Below are 16,845 nucleotides of genomic sequence, written 5' to 3'. Positions count from 1 at the left end.
TCAAGTGTCTTGCTTGTTGCTCAATACTTTGCCGGTGGTGGCATCGAAATCAACATCAAACTCTTTGCCGTCGGCGGTTTTCAATTCGACTTCATATTCATAACCGTTGAAGTGGTTATCCAGGTCGGTGTCGGTGATGGTCGCGCCCGGGTGCAACTTCAGGGCTTCGTCGTTCATCGACTCAAGGGACTTGATCTTGCCTTCCTTGACCAGTTGAGGAATCTGATCGACGCGAACATCTGCCTGGGCCAGGCCAGCAGTCAGGGTCAGGGCAGCGGCGGTAAACAGGGCAGTCAATGTTTTCATGAGTTCTTTCCTTGGTGTCGTTAAGGGTGAGTCGTTTAAGTGAGCTCAGATTAACTGTGGCAACTTAATTCACCCTTAATTCGAAAAAACCTGAAGCAAGTTGCCTGGCAACCGTCTTGCGACTCAGTAGCCATTCTTTTCCAATAGTTGCACCACGCTGCCTGTCTCGGGTCGCTGGAAGTACTTGAGCAACTCATTGGCACGGTTGGTGAAGATGCCATCGACACCGGCATCCATCACTTTCTTGAAGTCCACCGCTTCATCCACGGTGTAGACATGCACCAGCAGACCCTGGTCATGGGTGTACTGGTTCATCCATGGTTGCACCAGGTCCGCGTAACTCTGGCTGCCGCCATGGGTCAACGCCGCGGATGGCCCGGTACCAACGGCGCCCTGGGCCTTGGCGTACTGAATCCATTTTTCGAATTCAGCCTTGTCCTTGGGTTCCTGTTTGGCGTAATAGGCGGCCTTGTCCGTTTCGCCGGACTCGGCAAAAGGCACCTTGGATTTGGGCTCGATGTTGCCTTCGCCCACCCACAACAGCAGGATCTTCGGCACCTTCGGCATCTCTTTGTGCAGCAGTTCGAGACTGCTCTTTTCAAAGGTCTGCAAGACGACTTTGCCCTTGCCCTGGCCGACTCCCGTGGCCCGCTTGGCCAGTTTCGACCCGGCCGGGCTCAGCCAACCGCGGTCCTGCAATTTGTCCTTCAGGTCGCGCTCGATGCCGGGGAACAGTTTCGGCTCTTTGGTTTCGATGTACAGCCCGGGTTTTTGCTGCGGATTGCCCTCGGCGATATTGATCACTTCATCGAGGGTCAGGATCTTCAGGCCGGCGAACGAAGGGCGCGCGCGGTCCGGGTAAGCGGTGTTGAACCAACTGCCGGCATCGAGCGTCTTGAGTTCCGCCATGGTGAATTCGTTGGCGGTGCTGTCCTTACGCTCGGGGAATTTGACCGCGACATCCGTGGTGCGCAGCAGGCTGTCGTCATGCAGGACGAACAACACGCCGTCCTTGCTGCGTTGCAGGTCCAGTTCCAGGTAATCGGCGCCCAGGTCGCGGGCCAGCTTGTAGGCGGCAGCAGTAGATTCCGGCGCGTCGAACGAGGCCCCGCGGTGGGCGATCACGGCGGGGTGCGGAATGCCCTGGAGGGTTGCCAGGGCCTTGGGGCTCGGGGCCTCGGACGCTTGGGGCTGGCCGAAGCCGAGCAACAGGCTCAGCATCAAGGCGGTGCGGGTGAAGGTGACAGGCATGCTCGAAATCCTTTCGTCGGTGTGCAAAAAACTATCTTTTAACAACTGAACGCGGTCGGCGCTATCGCCATACCGACATAAAGCTGTGCAAAGAAGATTTTTCCCACGCATTTCCAGGCCGCTTTGCAGTACCCTTGCCGCATCAGTTTCCCCGGCAGAGGGAAACCTTAAATCCTGTGTCCGCTTGCCCTGCGTGTAAACCATTGATCAGACGTCCTGAGGGACGCATCCATGAGGTTTACCATGCGCACCACTTCGACATTCATCTGCCAGGCCGCCGACCAGCTCAAGGGTTTTGTCGGCTTGAACCGCAAGACTGGCCAGTACATCGTGCGTTTCAGCGAAGACGCTTTCGGCATGGACGTGGCCGACGACGGCATCATCCCCACCTGCGAATTTGTCTGGGCCCCCGTGGCAGACGGCACCATGGCCCTCAAGCGCGAGCGGATCCAGTTGCTGCTGGACCAGCACATCGACGACCGGATCAACCTCACCGAACCCTTGCGGGTGTACATGGCCCGCAGTGATTTGCCAGAGATCGTGGCGGTGCGGCAGTTGGTGGAGGGCTGAAGCCCTCGAGCTTGCGTTGAACAGAGATCCTGTGGGAGCCCACAAGGATTTTTGGAATGGCACGGTCCTGTGGCGAGGGAGCTTGCTCCCGCTGGGTCGCGCAGCGGCCCGCAAAAAAGCGATGAGCGCTGCGCACTCAAGCGGGAGCAAGCTCCCTCGCCACAAAAGCTTCCCTGCTATCACGCTACAGATTGATCAACGGTAAACACTGTGACATTAGATTGGGCGTTGGAAGGCATAGTCGCGTTCGACCTTGCACACCCTCGTATGGCAATGGCTATACCAGGTGGAGCGGCCGCGCTCACGGATCGCGCAGTGTTCGGGATGCTGCTTCCAGGCCAGGATCGCGGCTTCATCGCTCCAATAGGACACGGTAATCCCCAGGCCATCTTCGCCACGCGCCGATTCGACACCGAGAAACCCCGGCTGCTCTCGAGCCAAGGCCAGCATGCGCTCGGCGGCTTCGGCGTATCCTTGGTTCCCCTCGGTGCGCAGGGAGGTGAAAATCACTGCGTAGTAGTGGGCGTTCATGGCGTTGTCCTGGCGCAGGCTTGGACAAACGCACTGACCAGCGGCGGCACGCGCCCTTCCAATGCGGCACGTTCAGGCTGGAACAGCGTGGCGACGAAGAACGGATGGTCCTGCAGCTCCACCGCTCGCAGGCCGCCGGCCAAGTCTCGGGCCACGGGATGCAGGCGCTGATTGAGCAAGTCTTCTTCAAAGTTCGGGTTGACCCCGAAGCGGCAATGGTAGCCCTCGAATACCATCTGGCGACCATAAGCCTTGGCAATCAACGAGTCCGCATCGAGCTGAAGGCTATCGATGGTTTCGATCAAGGCACAGCTCAGCGGCGTCAACAGCGCGCGTTTAGCTTCGGGATCGGTTTCGCCATGGGCGGCATCGGCCCACCCCATCACATTGCGCGCGTATTCCAGCACGGCATGCTGAAAACCACCGCAGGTGCCGAGGAAAGGGCGACGCTGTTCGCGGGCAAAACGAATCGCTTGCACGGCGCCGTCTTCACTTCGGTAAGGACTGCCGGGCACGCACCAGACGCCGTTGAAGTCATTTAGAACGCTGTTGTCAGCGATGGAGTCGGTTGCCAACCATTGGAAGTGAATGTCTTGGCCGGTTTGTCTGGTGATGAGCTCAAGGGCGATGGGGATTGCCCGATGAGCCGTTATCTGGGGGTCATGGTCGCCGACCAGGGCGATGTGTAAAGGACGCTGTTTTTCCATGGGAGAGTCGCCGCTTGTTGATTCCTGGTCGCCACTATAGATTGGCGTTCACGCAATCAATATTGGCGTTTATACAAGTGATCAATGCAGCAGTGCACTATCGTCTGGACTATCCCGACCTGTCCCTGATCCTCGCACTGGTCCGTGGCGGCTCACTGGCCCGGGCCGCTCGATTGCTGCAGGTGGATGTGTCCACGGTGTTTCGTTCGGTACGTCGGCTGGAGGCGGCCCTGGGCCAGCCCTTGTTCGAAAAAAGCCGTTCCGGGTACTTGCCCACGAGCCTGGCCCAGGCGCTGGCCGAGCAAGCCGAGCGCGCCGAACAGGCCTTGGAGGCGGCGCGGGTGGGGGTGGAGCAGGGCGGCGAGGTCATCAGCGGGACGGTACGCTTGACGTGCAGCGACTCGGTCCTGCAAGCGTTGCTGCTGCCTGCGCTGGCGCGTTTCATGCCCGCGTATCCGGCGTTGACCCTTGAGCTGAGCACCTCGAACGACTTCGCCAACCTGAGCCGCCGCGATGCCGACATCGCGTTACGCCTGACCCGTACGCCGCCGGAACACCTGGTCGGTCGGAACCTGGGCGATGTGGCATACCGGGTATGCGCCAGCGCCACCTACCTGCGCTTGGCGAATACGGATGACCTGGCTTCCATGACCTGGATCGCGTCGGACGATTTTCTCCCGGATCACCCCACCGTAGCCTGGCGCCGCCAACATCTACCCGCCGTGGTGCCCGCCTATCGCTGCAACAGCATGCTCTCGGTCACCGAACTGGTGCGAGCCGGCTTGGGGGTGGCGGCGCTGCCAGACTTTCTGATCGATGAACACCAGGGCCTGATACCCCTTGGCGAACCGCTGGAGGGGTATGACACCGCCCTGTGGCTCCTGACTCGCCCCGACTGCCGGGCCTTGCGCTCGGTGGTGAGCTTGTTCGATGAGCTGGGGCGCAATCTGCGCTGGCGCTGACTTTTAACGAGTAGGGTGTGCATGACTCAATGGATGGTCGTCCCCCAACGGTTATAGTGCCTCAAGCACCCGCCCTTGGCAGAGAACATCACGATGACGAAGTCTTCCCAACCCACTCCCGCCGCACCCGTTGACCACTTGCGTTTTCATCGCCCCCACGCGCATCTGGCGCCGACCTTCGGCAATGACCGCTTTGCGCTGAGAGCGGAGGCGTTTGCGCGTTTTTTCGGGACGCCGATGTTCCTCGGCGCGCAAACCTTGATCGTGTTGATATGGGTCAGCTTGAACCTGCTGGGGGTCTTTCATTTCGATGCTTACCCATTCATTTTGCTGAACCTGGCGTTCAGCCTGCAGTCAGCCTATGCCGCGCCGCTGATCTTGCTGGCACAAACCCGTCAGGCTGCTCGGGACAAAGCCCAGGCGGAAGCCGATGCCCAGCATCGTGAAGCCTTGGCCATCGCCAATAGCGAGCGCCAGGCCCAGGCCGCGCAGAATACGGCGCAGTTACTTGAGTTGTTGGAACAGAACACCCGCCTGACGGAAATGACCAAGGCATTGACCGAGCGCATCGACAACTTGACCACTGAAATGCACCAGAAGGTCGTGCACAACCCATCGGTGCAGTAGCCCTTCACGCCAGGACTTCTTGATCAAGCCTGGTAACGGCTCAGGAACATGTCGAGGGCCGATTCGATCACCTGGGTCTGCTCCTCCTGGGTCAGGCTGGGTTGCCCCATCGAGACCTGCGGCCAGAAGGCGAACGTCTTGAGCAGCCCATGCATTTGCTGGGCGGCAAATGCCGGTTCCACGGCTTTCAACCGGCCATCGGCCTGGGCTTGGCGAATCCAGGCCGTCAGGCCTTCTTCCCGCTGGCCCATGCGCGACACCATGTCCCGGGCCCGCTCCGGGGAATGAATGGTTGCGGCGATGGCGATGCGCGCCAGGTCAAGGAAGTTCTCGTCCGCCAGCATGTGCAGTTTGGCTTGCAGCAACGTTTGCAGCTGCTCCCGTAGCGGCTTTCGCGGGCTGTAGGGCATGTCCTGTTCCGCGGTAATGCTGTTCCATAACCGATTCAGAATTTCGGCAAACAACTCTTCCTTGCTCGGAAAATGGTTATACACCGTGCGCTTCGATACGCCGGCAGTCGCCGCAATCTTGTCCATGCTGGTGATCTCGAAACCGCTGCTACGGAATTCAGCAATCGCGGCCTGGAGGATGGCTTCGCGTTTTCGCTCGGTAAGGCGCTGCGGTACGGTCATGGGCAATTCGTCGGTGAGATGAGAGAACTTACACTCGGCAGTTTACTTGCTGCCGGGATTCATGCAATCTAGAAAGTACACCGAGTGGTGTAGTTTTTTGAGTCAAGCGGCTGAGCGTGCATGCAACGGCCATCCAGCGTCCCACAACGGCGAAGCGCAATTGCGCCGACGCCCTTGGAGTTATCGCACCATGACCATTCCCTCTCTTTCGACCGACAATCCGTCCGCCCAAGACGCATCCCGGCGTGAACAGGGCAAGTATCGCAATCATGCCTTCACGCCTCGGGAAGGCTTTGGCACCACCCTGCGTATCATCTGGAACATGATCTTCCACAAGCCGCGCACCACTCGGCCTTCGGGCGCCATCGAGGTTCAACCGCTGTCGCGCGACACCCTGCTGGCCGCGCCGAACAACAGTGTCTGGCGCCTCGGCCATTCCACCGTGCTGCTCAAGCTGCGGGACAAGTTCTGGCTGACCGACCCGGTTTTCTCCGAACGTGCCTCACCCGTGCAATGGGTCGGTCCCAAGCGTTTTCATCAGCCACCCATCAGCCTGGAAGAACTGCCGCCGATCGAAGCAGTGATCCTTTCCCATGATCATTACGATCACCTCGACCATCAGGCCATTCTCAAACTGGCTGCCAAGACTCGCCACTTCCTGGCTCCCTTGGGCGTGGGCGACACCCTGATCAAATGGGGCATCGACGCCAGCAAGGTCCGTCAGTTGGACTGGTGGCAAGGCACCGAAGTGGACGGTATCGAGTTCATTGCCACGCCATCCCAGCATTTTTCCGGTCGCGGCCTGTTCGACAGCAACGGCACGTTATGGGCCTCGTGGGTGATGATCGACGCCGGTACCCGGATTTTCTTCAGCGGCGACACTGGTTATTTCGATGGTTTCAAACGCATCGGCGAGCAATACGGCCCCTTTGATCTGACGCTGATGGAAACTGGTGCCTATAACGTCGACTGGCCGCATGTCCACATGCAGCCGGAGCAAACCCTGCAAGCTCATATCGACCTCAGGGGCCGCTGGTTGCTGCCGATTCACAACGGCACATTCGACCTGGCGATGCATGCCTGGTATGAACCCTTCGATCGCATCCTGGCCCTGGCCTGGGAGCGAAACGTCAGCATCGCTACGCCGCAAATGGGCGAAGCATTCACCCTGACGCAGCCGAAACGTGGCCGCGCCTGGTGGCTGGATGTGGAGCCCTCGGCTTATCAGGACCAGCCCGACATGGCCTGACTCCCGACGCATCGATCATTCGATCATTGCGTAGTCTGGGCGCTCCATCGGATCCGGCGTGGCGCCCTTGATGTTCATGCCGCGCCCCGGTGCGAAGCCGGGGAAGAACACCAGGCCCTCGGCCTCCAGCCGAAAGGCCAGGGCCAGGCGGGTCACATCGAGCAACTCGCCCCCAGCCTCGAAGCGGCGGATGGCCTGGACCGAGACGCCGGATTGGCGGGACAGCTCCTCGACACTCCAGCCCAGCATGGCTCGCGCCTGTGCACTGTGAGCAGGGGTGAATTGATAGACAGCGATGCGTTGCAGGGTGGTTTTGATTGCGAGAGAGGCCATGGGGGGGCTCCAAAGCTATGGGATAAAAAAGTACTGTGTTTTTGTACAGTTGTTTTGAATCCCGATCAATCTCATTTTTTTGATCAATGACCAGCGGTCTTTTCCAGCCAGGCACTCGGTGCGTGTCCCAGTACCCGGCGGAACATGGTGGAGAACGCGGCGGGGCTGTCGTAGCCCAGATCAAGGGCAATGCGGGTTACCGAATCGCCTACGGCCAATCGGGACAATGCCGACATCACACACGCCTGTTGCCGCCATTGGCTGAAACTTGCCCCAGTTTGCTGGCTGAACAGGCGATTGAACGAGCGCAAGCTGATATGTAGCTGCGCCGCCCATTGCACGGGCGAGACGTGGGCGTTGGGGTGTTTCAGAAAACCCTGGCACAGGCCTAGCAGGCGCGGGTCCTTGGGCAGTGGAAGGTGCAGCGGCAAATGCGCGCTGCGGGCCAGCTCGTGCAGCAACAGATCGATTAATGCACCGTCGCGTCCAGCCTCGTCATAGTCCGGGGCAAGTTCCACGGCTTCCATCAGCAACTGGCGCATCAGCGGCGACACGCTGATGACCTGGCAACGGGCGTCCATGGCCGTTACCGCAGCCGGTTCGATATACAAACTTCGCGTGCTGACGCCCAGCATCAGCACCTCATGGGCAACCCCGGGCGGGATCCACACCGCCCGTTGCGGCGGCACCACCCAATTGCCGTCCGCGGTGCTGACCTGCATGACTCCGGTGGCGCCGTAGAGCAACTGCGCCCGCCGGTGGGTATGGCGCGGCAACCGATGACCGTCGGGGTAATCCGTGCCGATAGCCACTACTGGCCGTGGCGTGTCGTCCAGCAGGTCAATCGAAACATTGCGCATCGAGCGGTATCCAGCGATTGGCGTAAGCACAAACATTATTGGCCTACTTGCTGAGGCAGGCCAAGCCCCATCGCTCTATCGTCGGCCTCTCTCAACTTACGGATGCTGCGCGATGTTCTACCTCTTGCTGGCACTCTTCGGTTGCATGACTGGCATCACTGCTGTGCTGTTCGGCTTCGGCGGTGGATTCGTCGTGGTGCCCTTGCTATACCGCATGCTCACCGCCAGCCACGGCGCTGACGACCCTATCGGCCAATCGGCGATGCATATTGCCGTGGCCACCTCGACCTGCGTGATGATAGTCAATGCGCTGATCGCCACCGCCAAGCATCACCGCGCCGGTAACCTCATTCGCCACTACGTGTGGCCGTTGGGCGGCTTCATCGGCCTGGGCGCTATCGTCGGAGCCGTTGCCGCGATGTGGGCGAGTAGCGAAGTCATTCGCTATGCCTTCATCGTTTATCTGGGCGTGACCATCCTGGACTGCTTGTTCAGACGCGGTTTTCTGACGCAGCCTGACGCTGTAGTCCCACGGCGATTGGGCAGGGCAGAGGTATCGGCAGGCGGAATCAGCATCGGCGTCATCGCCACTTTTCTGGGCGTGGGTGGCAGCGTCATGACCGTGCCGTTATTGCGTCGTTGCGGGCTGAACATGTCGCGCGCGACGTCCATGGCTAACCCGCTGAGTTTGCCGGTTGCGGTGGCCGGGACGTTGACTTACATGGCCATGGCCGGGTTTACCGAGTTTGATTTGGGGCCGTGGTTTGTTGGGTATGTGGATTTGCAGGCGTTTGCGGTTTTGACACTGGGCTCGTTAGTGGGGATTCGATTAGCTACGCCATGGATCGGGCGGATACCGGATCGATTTCACGCCGGGGTCTATATCGGATTGTTGATCGTCGTGATGTTGGGCATATCGGTGCGGTAAGTTGCTGCGTGGCATTGCTCAAAATTTTGTGGGAGAGGGTGGCATATCGATTCTATGAGGCTGATTCGTCATACTTCGCGCCACTCATTTCGTGAGCTGACGCTCGCTTTTTCCAGGAAGATTCCATGTTCAAAGGACTGTTGCTCCTCGCATCCAGCGCCGCGTGCCTGCTCGCGCTCTGTTCGACAGCCAGTGCCGATGCTGGTAGTGGCGTCTTTACCGGCACCTTGGGCAAGATGCCGATTGTGCTGGGACTCAACACTGCTCAAGAGGACGAGGTCATCGGTCGTTATTTCTATGAGAAATACCATCGTGACTTGGGATTGAGCGGCTCGCAGCAAGGAAAGACCCTGACGCTGGTCGAGGGCGGTACCCGTTACGACGACGGCCAATCGCTGCCAACCCTGACGCTGCAAAAAACGGCCAACGGCTGGCAGGGTGAATGGAAAAGTCTCAAGGGCAAAGTTCTGCCCGTACAGTTGACCGAGGCCAGGCTCCCGGCACCTGGGGCTGATCTTTCCCCCGTTATCGCCGAGCTGCAAAAAAGTGATCCTTATGAGTATCTCCGCCTGCAAGGCTTGAAACTCAAGCCGGGCAAGAAAGAATCTTTCATGGGGCATGACTTGCAATGGTGGACGGAGCCAGATTCCGGCATTTCCATGTTCAGCGTCGAGTCCGGCTACTCGAAAGACGAACTACAACGGGTCAATCGGCAATTGTTGGGACGGCTCTGGACCGAAGTCATCAGCTACCACGGCTGTCTGTTGCAGGGCGCGGATAATGCCGAGTTCGACCAAGGCGTTGCGCCCAAATTCCTATCGCCCGATGTGATCAGCCTGAACATTTCCACAAGTTACTACTGCGGCGGCGTGCATCCGGATTTTGGCAATTCGCCGCTCAATCTCGATGCTCACACCGGCCACAGTTTGTCGCTGGAAGATGTGCTCTGGGTTGGCACAGGCAAGCCACCGCTGTACGCCGGCCACAACGACATGGGTGATGCTCCGTTGACCGATGCAGAGAGCCAGGCGCGATACACTTACCAGCGCGAGGTATTCGCGCCATGGCTGATCAAGCAATTCACCACGCTGTACCCCGACGAGATGCTGAAGCCAACGGATGAAGACAGCTGCGACTACACCGATGAAGGCGTCTGGGGATATTCCAATTGGTACTTCACCGAAAAAGGTTTGTACCTGGGACCGTTCTTCGCCCGCGCGCAACGCGTTTGTGATGATCCTGGCTGGTCGGTGCTGCCATACGCAGTCGTAAAACAACACCCCGGTGCGGTCAAACTTCAGTTGCCCGGGACTGGTGACTAACCCTCAGCCAACCCGGGTGCCTCCCGAATAACGAAGTGATCGAGGTTCTCGATATTGGCACTGAACACCCCGAACGTCTGGTCGGGTTTTTTCTTGCTCGGTACCTGCTTGAGCTCCGGTGTCACGCCATAAAAGAAGCAATACAACGGCGCATCACTGTCGGCGGCGTGCTTGATCTCTTCCAGGAACGCTTTGCGCTTGCGGTAGTTGTCGATCAACTTCTTGCTCAGGTAAACATTGACTGAGTAAGGCTTTTTCTTCGTCTCGTCCGGTTGCCTGAACCAGACCTTCGGTTCGAAATCGATGCGAAAGCTTTGCGTGTAATCCTTGATCTCCTTGATCTTGCCCCAGTAAATGAGCCCCTTGTTATCCAGCAGGTACTCGACCTTCTTGAAGAACGAGCCATAGGGCGCCGTGTGCTCGCCAATCTTCAGCATCATGCGCTTGAGCAGGTCCTTGTCCGCGAAGTTCGACACGAAGCACTCCACCGGATGGGCGAAGACATGGGTCTTGTCCGGTGCCGAGTCACGGCCCAGGTGCTCGTCATGCCTGGCGGCTGAAGGCAGGCGCTCATCGCGCATCACGTCCGCCGCCACCGTCGAGCTGGACGGCTTGCGCACATACTCACGCCGAGTCAGCAACAACTCCGAAGGGAAATGCTCCTCCCGACCGTCATCCGATTCCGCACCATCCACTTCCAAGCCCGACGCCGATGCCTTCAGGCTGACATAAGGACAACCTTCGATATGCCGTGTGCTGGGGATGTTCTTGAAGTGCGGCGTGCGCACGTAATTCACATTCTTGGCGTTGAACGTCCCCAACACATTCGCCGCATCAAACGCCATTCGACAGGCATCGTTGGGGCACTGGAACTGTTCCTTCGCGGAATCGAACGCCACCGTCTCGTCGAAATTCAAATCGCGAACGTCATAGATCGACAGCTTGTCGTCGAGGCTGCGGCAGTAGGCGAGGTCGAATTTCATGGTGGGCTCGGGTCCTTGAGGGGGAAGGGTATTAATAGCGGGAGGCGGGGTGGGTTGCACTGACTGTTTTCAGCTCAGAGCAAATTTGTAGCAATGCCCCGCCCATGGACAGCGCCCGAGACGTTATTGATATTCTTCCAGCTCAACACCGACCCTGTGGCGAGGGAGCTTGCTCCCGCTGGGCTGCGAAGCAGCCCCCAATTCCTATCACCAACAAAAAACCGCCGCTCGAACACGGACGACGGCTTCAGATTGGGCCTCAAAACCTTCGCAAAACCCGAGACGCTTTCCGCCATCAGGATTCGTGCTGGCTAAACGGATCATCCATCAGTGCCGCCGGCATATCTCGCAACGTGGCCTTGTTAGGCCAGTATTTCGAGGCCATGTTTTTCCACGATACTGAGCAGCTTAAGGGCCATTCCTCCTGGACGTTTGTCACCGGCTTCCCACTGCTTAACTGTCGATGCGCTTGTGTTCAGGTAGCGGGCAAAAACCGGCTGACTGACGTGGCTGCGCAGACGAATCTTCTTGATCTGAGCAGGCGGGATTTCAACAGGCACCTCAGCAATGCAGGTCTCATCGAATTCCCGCATGGTGGCCTTGTCGATAGCGCCGATTTTCAGCAGTGCCTCAGCCGAGCTGTGAATCGACTCGAAAGCCTCACTTTTGAATTTTTTCGCCATTGCATATCTCCACAAATTCTTTTCCGTCCAGCAGAAGCTGGACTTGCTCCTTGCTCAAACCTTTATAGGCATCAGCAAGCTTCTTAAACGCGGCCAGTTCATTTTTAGTGATGTTGTCCTGGTCTTTCTTAGCAAACAGGAACTGATACACCCAATAGCTACGACCTTTGGCAAGAATGATCGAGCGGTGACGATTCTCATTGAGGCGCTTTTTCCAAACACCTCCGCCCAAATCATCGGCTTGTCCGTTGACGACTTCCTGCACCGCCTTGCAGAGATCAGCATCTGTGATCTTTGCTTTCTTTGCTGCGGTAGCAAAGGTCTTCGTTTTGAATACCCTCATTGGCATAAGCTTTCCCTTTGGAGTACAAAGCTACCACTCAGTGGTATAGGTGTCAAAAGCGTGAGTTTTGCAGATAGCGCCGTCTAGTATGGCCCGAGGGGTACGACTGTAAGGGGGGGACGGGACACTGATATTGTTTCAACACATCGCAAAACCTGTGAGAGTGAGCAACAACCCCAGCCTCAACGCCAAACACCCGTGGCGTGGAAGCTTGCCTCGCTGGGCTGAAGCAGCCCCACCCCAACGGAGTGTTTTTCACTCAACGACCAGTCGACCAACTTTCTGATACAGCGACAAAGTGAAAGCCTCTCTGTCACTGGCAAGATGACAGCGTCGATGGCAATTCGGGCAAAGCGCTACCGCGTTGGTAATGCTGTCCGAGCCATTCAGAGCCAGATGCTTCACATGATGCAGTTCAAGAAACGGCAACCCGTCCACCTCGAACGGTGCGTTCTGACCGCAACCTTCGCAGACCCCTTTAGCTAGCGCAGCAACCCAAGCTCGGACTTTAGGATCTCGAACGTAGGACATCGTAGTCGTGCTGACCTGCTGGGGATTTGGGTTCCCTGATGGTTCGATCTTGAGCCCTTTCTTTTGCAGCTTGGAAGCTCGGCTGATCAACGTCTGCTGATCAGCGGTCGGAGCAAATTCGCCCGCGTCAGGTATCGCTTTATTAGCGAGCACCTTACGGATTCGTTGAGCCACACCTGCGCCAATGTTCTTGGCGGGCATATAGCCGCTGATCCGCCGCAGCCCCATTTGCTCCAACACCGCCGAGATATTCTGCATGCGGTACTCAACCGATGAGGCACTGCGCTTGCCCAACGGTCCGTCACGCAGGCGCTGGTTTTCAATCGACTTCTTGAAGGTCTGGCCGTTTAATTCTCGGTCGAGCATTTTCAGATAAGCATCAACCGAGGCCTCAAGCTCTTCATCGCTCCAGCCGCTTTTTTCCTTTCGAGTATCCATACAGTCGCCGAGGGTTAAAAACCCTCGGACGATACTGACTGGCTATTACGGCTGTCTACGAAATTTCCTACAGAGAAGGTACTGACCTCGTTTGGGACACTCTTAAGAAACGGAATGCCCAGGAACGTGAAACGCCTCACGCAACCTACGCCACCAAGGCTTAGCCGCCTTCGTTCGGCCTCGAGTCCGATTGAGCAGTAGATACGGCATATCCCGAAGCCGAATCCAGCCGTCGTTTTGCCAATGCAGCAGACTCAGGGACATCTCTGGCCAATCCAAAACACTCAGCATCGGCCGATCGGTATCGCTTGACTGCGCGTCCCGTAATGCCGGCACCACTTGATGTGTTAGCCACTCACGCAACAAACGATTCCCTGGCACATAGTGGTAAACCAGTAGGGCATATACACCAGACTCACTGAGCATCAGCCGCTTCTCAGGCCGGCCGTGGTAACGAATCAAAAAAACGTGTCGCTGGTCCTCATCAAGTTTGCTGACCATACGGTCGTTCAGATGCACGCCCATCAACCGTCCGAGATCGCGGGCACAGAACCAGGGTTGGTTTTCCAGGAGGAGGGCGTGCAGGTGGAGGTTGTGGCGGGTGAATACTGCGGGAACGTAAGCATCGGAAATGATGGGTCTCCGAGGTGAGCGGAGAGCAGCGTGGAGTGTTTTGGGCATACCGTACCTCTACGTTTGAAGTTAGCGGCGCGAGCCCGACGTAGAGGATGTAAGAAAATCCCAACAAGCTATTTCGCAATACAGAGTTGCATACGTCTTCTAAGACGGTACGCGCTTCTATGTTTGGCGATCAGCTACTACGTTGGGCGTTTCTTAGGCACCTGCGACTAAGATAGGTAACGAGGCGATACGGCGTCAATGCGGAAGGATTCTGAGTTTTTCGTAGGGCAAAGGTAGCGCGCCTGCGCCAGAGTTAAACGTGGCTTGGCTTCTGCGGAACACAAAAAACCCCGTTTTCACGGGGTTTTAAGTTAAGTCGCTGGTGGTTCAGCTCAGGATTTCTCTCTCGAAATCAATCCCAGCTCAAAGCCCCACCCGTCTGATACTCAATCACTCGCGTCTCAAAGAAATTCTTCTCTTTCTTCAAGTCCATGATCTCGCTCATCCAAGGGAACGGGTTAGTCGTGCCTGGATACTCTTCCTTCAGACCAATCTGCGACAGGCGACGGTTAGCGATGAACTTCAGATAGTCTTCCATCATCGCCGCATTCATCCCCAACACGCCGCGAGGCATGGTGTCGCGGGCGTATTCGATCTCCAGCTGCGTACCCTGCAGGATCATCTGGGTCGCTTCTTCCTTCATCTCGGCATCCCACAGGTGCGGGTTTTCGATCTTGATCTGGTTGATCACGTCGATGCCGAAGTTCAGGTGCATGGATTCGTCGCGCAGGATGTACTGGAACTGCTCGGCGACGCCGGTCATTTTGTTGCGGCGGCCCATGGAGAGGATCTGGGTGAAGCCGCAGTAGAAGAAGATGCCTTCCAGGACGCAGTAGTAGGCGATCAGGTTGCGCAGCAGCTCTTTGTCGGTTTCCGGGGTGCCGGTTTCGAACTTCGGATCGGAGATCGAACGGGTGTATTTCAGGCCCCAGGCGGCTTTTTTCGCGACCGATGGGATCTCGTGGTACATGTTGAAGATCTCGCCTTCATCCATGGCCAGCGATTCGATGCAGTACTGGTAGGCGTGGGTGTGGATCGCCTCTTCGAAGGCCTGGCGCAGGATGTACTGGCGGCATTCCGGGTTGGTGATCAGGCGGTACACGGCCAGGACCAGGTTGTTGGCAACCAGGGAGTCGGCGGTGGAGAAGAAGCCCAGGTTGCGCATCACGATGCGGCGCTCGTCGTCGGTCAGGCCTTCCGGGTTTTTCCAGAGGGCGATGTCGGCGGTCATGTTGACTTCTTGCGGCATCCAGTGGTTTGCGCAGCCGTCCAGGTACTTCTGCCAGGCCCAATCGTATTTGAATGGCACGAGCTGGTTAAGGTCGGCGCGGCAGTTGATCATGCGCTTTTCGTCGACGGCGACACGGGCGGAGGCGCCTTCGAGTTCGGCGAGGCCTTCGGCGATGTCGAGTTTGTCGAGGGCGGCCTTGGCGCGAATGATCGCGGCCGAGTCGTTGGCCGTCACGGCCCGGGCTTCGAGGGCGGCGGCACCGCCGGCGCTGTCGAGGCGGTCCATGTTGGCTTCAGAAGCGTGGCCGGCGTTGGCGCCTTTTACAGCGACTTCGCCGTCTTCTTTGTCGAATTCGTCCCAGCTCAGCATGACGTGTCGTCTCCTGCGTGAGGGCCAGATGCCCAATGAAGGCCTACTGGCCGCGGTGGATCTTGGAAAAATCGTTTGTTGCAGCAGCTGACGCAGGCAATAAACAGAAAAATGTACGGGTCATTCTGAAGCGGCTGTGTACGCGAGGAGGCGATAAGCCTCTGCGGGGGCTTCAGGCTGGCTTGATCCCCTGTAAGGGAATATTGCAGGCCCGTTTAAGGCGGCATTATAAGGACTTTTTTGCCTACGTGCTGCGGCGAAATCGCCCACGAAGGAGGTGGCGGGGGGCATATCCGCGTGGGAGCGAGGGTTTACAAGGCTTTGGCTGCTGAAGATTTTTTTTGCATGGGTCGCGGGGCGGGTTTTTTTGATCAAAAAATGAGCGTTTTTTACGGTTTTGCACTACATGTTGTGTTTATGGAGGGTTTTCGGCGCTTTCAGACACAACCAGGCCCGATCGAAATCGGGCCGTGGAAAATGCCAGTAATGATCAGCCGATACGGGCCGAACCGGTTTGATCGTAGCCATCTTCCGCGACGGTAGCGGAGCCGGTACGGTCGTAGCCGTCTTGCGCGACGGTAGCAGAACCGGTGCGGTCGTAGCCGTCTTCAGCGACCGCAGAACCGGTGCGATCAAATCCGTCGGCGGCGAAGGTGTTGCCGGCCAGTACGGACAGGGTCAGGACGAGGATCAGTGGGGTTTTCATGGTGGTTGCTCCCGATTGGTTTAAAGGTTGATCAGCCGTTGGAGCAGCCGTTGCCCATGACGCTGTAGCGCAGGATGTGGCGCTGGCCCTTGGAATCGTCGTATTCCATCTTTGCCGGGACCACTTCGCAGACGTTCGGGATTTCGCTCATGGAAATGACTTTGGCGATGTCCAGGTGGGTGGAGTAGGTGTACTCCTCAATGGCCGGTTTTTGCTGTGCAGCATCGGTCGGGAGCTCGTCTGCCATCGCGGTGGCGCAAAGGCTGCCGAGGACCAGAACCCATAAAGCTTTCATCTGATTCACCTTTCTTGAGGTCGAGTGGGGTCACGCAACCTTTTTGGGGTTGCGTGTGGAGCAAGTATTGGAAGTTGGATTAACGGCCTTCGTGGGGGCTGTGTTGCGTTAATCGTGTTTGCCGGTTGGCGAGATGAATTTTAGGGAGTGGGGCGGGGCACAAAAAGACTCGGTTTTGATAAACACTGTTGGTTGATCTGGTAATAATCGCTGCAGGTGGGGGGATTGTCTGCTGTATCTATGTTGGATGGGCTACCGCCATCGCGAGCAGGCTCGGCTCCCACAGGCTCGGCTGCTGCACAGGGAA

Annotated in this window: 21 protein-coding genes; 6 read left to right on the top strand and 15 right to left on the bottom strand. The window is 57.8% G+C overall.

Features of this window, described 5'->3' with window-relative positions:
* Together BLO97_RS08965 and BLO97_RS08960 are read right to left on the bottom strand one after the other, a co-directional pair.
* Entirely contained in the window at positions 1–306 is a 306-nt protein-coding gene (locus BLO97_RS08965; protein WP_063324687.1) for a PepSY domain-containing protein, read from the bottom strand.
* A 123-nt stretch (positions 307–429) separates the two neighbouring features.
* Positions 430–1,557 carry a glycerophosphodiester phosphodiesterase gene (locus BLO97_RS08960; protein ID WP_092145207.1) on the bottom strand — a complete coding sequence of 376 codons (1,128 nt, stop codon included), beginning with the start codon at positions 1,555–1,557 and terminating at the stop codon, positions 430–432.
* A 243-nt stretch (positions 1,558–1,800) separates the two neighbouring features.
* Between BLO97_RS08960 and BLO97_RS08955 the strand changes: the two genes are divergently transcribed.
* Positions 1,801–2,127 carry a DUF2025 family protein gene (locus tag BLO97_RS08955; protein ID WP_063324689.1) on the top strand — a complete coding sequence of 109 codons (327 nt, stop codon included), beginning with the start codon at positions 1,801–1,803 and terminating at the stop codon, positions 2,125–2,127.
* 216 nt (positions 2,128–2,343) lie between these two features.
* Here the strand turns inward: BLO97_RS08955 and BLO97_RS08950 are convergent, their stop codons facing one another.
* Together BLO97_RS08950 and BLO97_RS08945 are read right to left on the bottom strand one after the other, a co-directional pair.
* The gene (locus BLO97_RS08950; protein WP_092145209.1) at positions 2,344–2,658 is read right to left on the bottom strand and encodes an antibiotic biosynthesis monooxygenase family protein; all 315 of its coding nucleotides are present in this window, start codon (positions 2,656–2,658) and stop codon (positions 2,344–2,346) included.
* Positions 2,655–3,365 carry a CTP synthase C-terminal region-related (seleno)protein gene (locus tag BLO97_RS08945; RefSeq protein ID WP_092223538.1) on the bottom strand — a complete coding sequence of 237 codons (711 nt, stop codon included), beginning with the start codon at positions 3,363–3,365 and terminating at the stop codon, positions 2,655–2,657. The genes BLO97_RS08950 and BLO97_RS08945 overlap by 4 nt, the downstream gene beginning before the upstream one ends.
* Before the next feature lie 14 nt (positions 3,366–3,379).
* Between BLO97_RS08945 and BLO97_RS08940 the strand changes: the two genes are divergently transcribed.
* Together BLO97_RS08940 and BLO97_RS08935 are read left to right on the top strand one after the other, a co-directional pair.
* The gene (locus tag BLO97_RS08940; protein WP_092145213.1) at positions 3,380–4,327 is read left to right on the top strand and encodes a LysR family transcriptional regulator; all 948 of its coding nucleotides are present in this window, start codon (positions 3,380–3,382) and stop codon (positions 4,325–4,327) included.
* 93 nt (positions 4,328–4,420) lie between these two features.
* Positions 4,421–4,954, top strand: coding sequence for a DUF1003 domain-containing protein (locus BLO97_RS08935; RefSeq protein WP_092145215.1), 534 nt, complete (start codon positions 4,421–4,423; stop codon positions 4,952–4,954).
* A gap of 23 nt (positions 4,955–4,977) precedes the next feature.
* Here the strand turns inward: BLO97_RS08935 and BLO97_RS08930 are convergent, their stop codons facing one another.
* Positions 4,978–5,586, bottom strand: coding sequence for a TetR/AcrR family transcriptional regulator (locus BLO97_RS08930; RefSeq protein ID WP_092345619.1), 609 nt, complete (start codon positions 5,584–5,586; stop codon positions 4,978–4,980).
* Between the two features lie 190 nt (positions 5,587–5,776).
* Here BLO97_RS08930 and BLO97_RS08925 point away from each other — a divergent pair, with 190 nt between their 5' ends.
* Positions 5,777–6,835 carry an MBL fold metallo-hydrolase gene (locus BLO97_RS08925; RefSeq protein ID WP_092223542.1) on the top strand — a complete coding sequence of 353 codons (1,059 nt, stop codon included), beginning with the start codon at positions 5,777–5,779 and terminating at the stop codon, positions 6,833–6,835.
* Positions 6,836–6,850: 15 nt separating this feature from the next.
* Here the strand turns inward: BLO97_RS08925 and BLO97_RS08920 are convergent, their stop codons facing one another.
* The gene (locus BLO97_RS08920; protein WP_063324696.1) at positions 6,851–7,168 is read right to left on the bottom strand and encodes a helix-turn-helix domain-containing protein; all 318 of its coding nucleotides are present in this window, start codon (positions 7,166–7,168) and stop codon (positions 6,851–6,853) included.
* An 83-nt stretch (positions 7,169–7,251) separates the two neighbouring features.
* Complete coding sequence (locus BLO97_RS08915) at positions 7,252–8,028, bottom strand: AraC family transcriptional regulator (RefSeq protein WP_092145221.1); 777 nt, start codon at positions 8,026–8,028, stop codon at positions 7,252–7,254.
* A gap of 112 nt (positions 8,029–8,140) precedes the next feature.
* On the opposite strand from BLO97_RS08915, the gene BLO97_RS08910 reads away from it, so the two are divergent.
* The gene (locus tag BLO97_RS08910) at positions 8,141–8,956 is read left to right on the top strand and encodes a sulfite exporter TauE/SafE family protein (protein WP_092345617.1); all 816 of its coding nucleotides are present in this window, start codon (positions 8,141–8,143) and stop codon (positions 8,954–8,956) included.
* Positions 8,957–9,081: 125 nt separating this feature from the next.
* On the top strand, positions 9,082–10,278 hold the full coding sequence (locus BLO97_RS08905) for a DUF3298 domain-containing protein (protein WP_092345615.1): 1,197 nt from the start codon (positions 9,082–9,084) through the stop codon (positions 10,276–10,278).
* Here the strand turns inward: BLO97_RS08905 and BLO97_RS08900 are convergent.
* The 8 genes from BLO97_RS08900 to BLO97_RS08865 all read right to left on the bottom strand — a co-directional run bounded on the left by BLO97_RS08900 (position 10,275) and on the right by BLO97_RS08865 (position 16,538).
* Complete coding sequence (locus BLO97_RS08900) at positions 10,275–11,261, bottom strand: hypothetical protein (RefSeq protein ID WP_092345613.1); 987 nt, start codon at positions 11,259–11,261, stop codon at positions 10,275–10,277. The genes BLO97_RS08905 and BLO97_RS08900 overlap by 4 nt on opposite strands.
* A gap of 362 nt (positions 11,262–11,623) precedes the next feature.
* The gene (locus BLO97_RS08895) at positions 11,624–11,944 is read right to left on the bottom strand and encodes a helix-turn-helix domain-containing protein (protein ID WP_092345611.1); all 321 of its coding nucleotides are present in this window, start codon (positions 11,942–11,944) and stop codon (positions 11,624–11,626) included.
* A complete protein-coding gene (locus BLO97_RS08890) occupies positions 11,922–12,293 on the bottom strand; it encodes a type II toxin-antitoxin system RelE/ParE family toxin (protein ID WP_092345609.1) in 372 nt (123 codons plus the stop codon). The genes BLO97_RS08895 and BLO97_RS08890 overlap by 23 nt, the downstream gene beginning before the upstream one ends.
* A gap of 249 nt (positions 12,294–12,542) precedes the next feature.
* Positions 12,543–13,256 carry an HNH endonuclease gene (locus BLO97_RS08885; protein WP_092345607.1) on the bottom strand — a complete coding sequence of 238 codons (714 nt, stop codon included), beginning with the start codon at positions 13,254–13,256 and terminating at the stop codon, positions 12,543–12,545.
* A gap of 102 nt (positions 13,257–13,358) precedes the next feature.
* Positions 13,359–13,889, bottom strand: a complete 531-nt coding sequence (locus BLO97_RS08880; RefSeq protein ID WP_256571772.1) for a BRO-N domain-containing protein — start codon at positions 13,887–13,889, stop codon at positions 13,359–13,361.
* Between the two features lie 400 nt (positions 13,890–14,289).
* Positions 14,290–15,537, bottom strand: coding sequence for a ribonucleotide-diphosphate reductase subunit beta (locus BLO97_RS08875; protein ID WP_092223555.1), 1,248 nt, complete (start codon positions 15,535–15,537; stop codon positions 14,290–14,292).
* 490 nt (positions 15,538–16,027) lie between these two features.
* Complete coding sequence (locus BLO97_RS08870; protein ID WP_063324704.1) at positions 16,028–16,243, bottom strand: hypothetical protein; 216 nt, start codon at positions 16,241–16,243, stop codon at positions 16,028–16,030.
* Positions 16,244–16,274: 31 nt separating this feature from the next.
* Positions 16,275–16,538 (bottom strand): DUF2790 domain-containing protein, encoded by a 264-nt coding sequence (locus BLO97_RS08865; protein ID WP_003204807.1) that lies wholly within the window; start codon positions 16,536–16,538, stop codon positions 16,275–16,277.
* Between the last annotated feature and the right edge of the window lie 307 nt (positions 16,539–16,845).

Origin of the sequence: Pseudomonas sp. NFACC05-1 (genome assembly GCF_900100135.1) — a bacterium.
GTDB lineage: Bacteria > Pseudomonadota > Gammaproteobacteria > Pseudomonadales > Pseudomonadaceae > Aquipseudomonas > Aquipseudomonas fluorescens_Q.
This window is presented reverse-complemented; position numbering and strand designations above follow the sequence as displayed.

Coding starts and splice junctions, on each gene's coding strand:
- BLO97_RS08885 (WP_092345607.1), bottom strand. CDS start 13,256: ATGGATACTCGAAAGGAAAAAAGCGGCTGGAGCGATGAAGAGCTTGAG.
- BLO97_RS08950 (WP_092145209.1), bottom strand. CDS start 2,658: ATGAACGCCCACTACTACGCAGTGATTTTCACCTCCCTGCGCACCGAG.
- BLO97_RS08935 (WP_092145215.1), top strand. CDS start 4,421: ATGACGAAGTCTTCCCAACCCACTCCCGCCGCACCCGTTGACCACTTG.
- BLO97_RS08960 (WP_092145207.1), bottom strand. CDS start 1,557: ATGCCTGTCACCTTCACCCGCACCGCCTTGATGCTGAGCCTGTTGCTC.
- BLO97_RS08915 (WP_092145221.1), bottom strand. CDS start 8,028: ATGCGCAATGTTTCGATTGACCTGCTGGACGACACGCCACGGCCAGTA.
- BLO97_RS08900 (WP_092345613.1), bottom strand. CDS start 11,261: ATGAAATTCGACCTCGCCTACTGCCGCAGCCTCGACGACAAGCTGTCG.
- BLO97_RS08930 (WP_092345619.1), bottom strand. CDS start 5,586: ATGACCGTACCGCAGCGCCTTACCGAGCGAAAACGCGAAGCCATCCTC.
- BLO97_RS08965 (WP_063324687.1), bottom strand. CDS start 306: ATGAAAACATTGACTGCCCTGTTTACCGCCGCTGCCCTGACCCTGACT.
- BLO97_RS08865 (WP_003204807.1), bottom strand. CDS start 16,538: ATGAAAGCTTTATGGGTTCTGGTCCTCGGCAGCCTTTGCGCCACCGCG.
- BLO97_RS08895 (WP_092345611.1), bottom strand. CDS start 11,944: ATGGCGAAAAAATTCAAAAGTGAGGCTTTCGAGTCGATTCACAGCTCG.
- BLO97_RS08910 (WP_092345617.1), top strand. CDS start 8,141: ATGTTCTACCTCTTGCTGGCACTCTTCGGTTGCATGACTGGCATCACT.
- BLO97_RS08890 (WP_092345609.1), bottom strand. CDS start 12,293: ATGCCAATGAGGGTATTCAAAACGAAGACCTTTGCTACCGCAGCAAAG.
- BLO97_RS08925 (WP_092223542.1), top strand. CDS start 5,777: ATGACCATTCCCTCTCTTTCGACCGACAATCCGTCCGCCCAAGACGCA.
- BLO97_RS08945 (WP_092223538.1), bottom strand. CDS start 3,365: ATGGAAAAACAGCGTCCTTTACACATCGCCCTGGTCGGCGACCATGAC.
- BLO97_RS08870 (WP_063324704.1), bottom strand. CDS start 16,243: ATGAAAACCCCACTGATCCTCGTCCTGACCCTGTCCGTACTGGCCGGC.
- BLO97_RS08875 (WP_092223555.1), bottom strand. CDS start 15,537: ATGCTGAGCTGGGACGAATTCGACAAAGAAGACGGCGAAGTCGCTGTA.
- BLO97_RS08920 (WP_063324696.1), bottom strand. CDS start 7,168: ATGGCCTCTCTCGCAATCAAAACCACCCTGCAACGCATCGCTGTCTAT.
- BLO97_RS08905 (WP_092345615.1), top strand. CDS start 9,082: ATGTTCAAAGGACTGTTGCTCCTCGCATCCAGCGCCGCGTGCCTGCTC.
- BLO97_RS08955 (WP_063324689.1), top strand. CDS start 1,801: ATGCGCACCACTTCGACATTCATCTGCCAGGCCGCCGACCAGCTCAAG.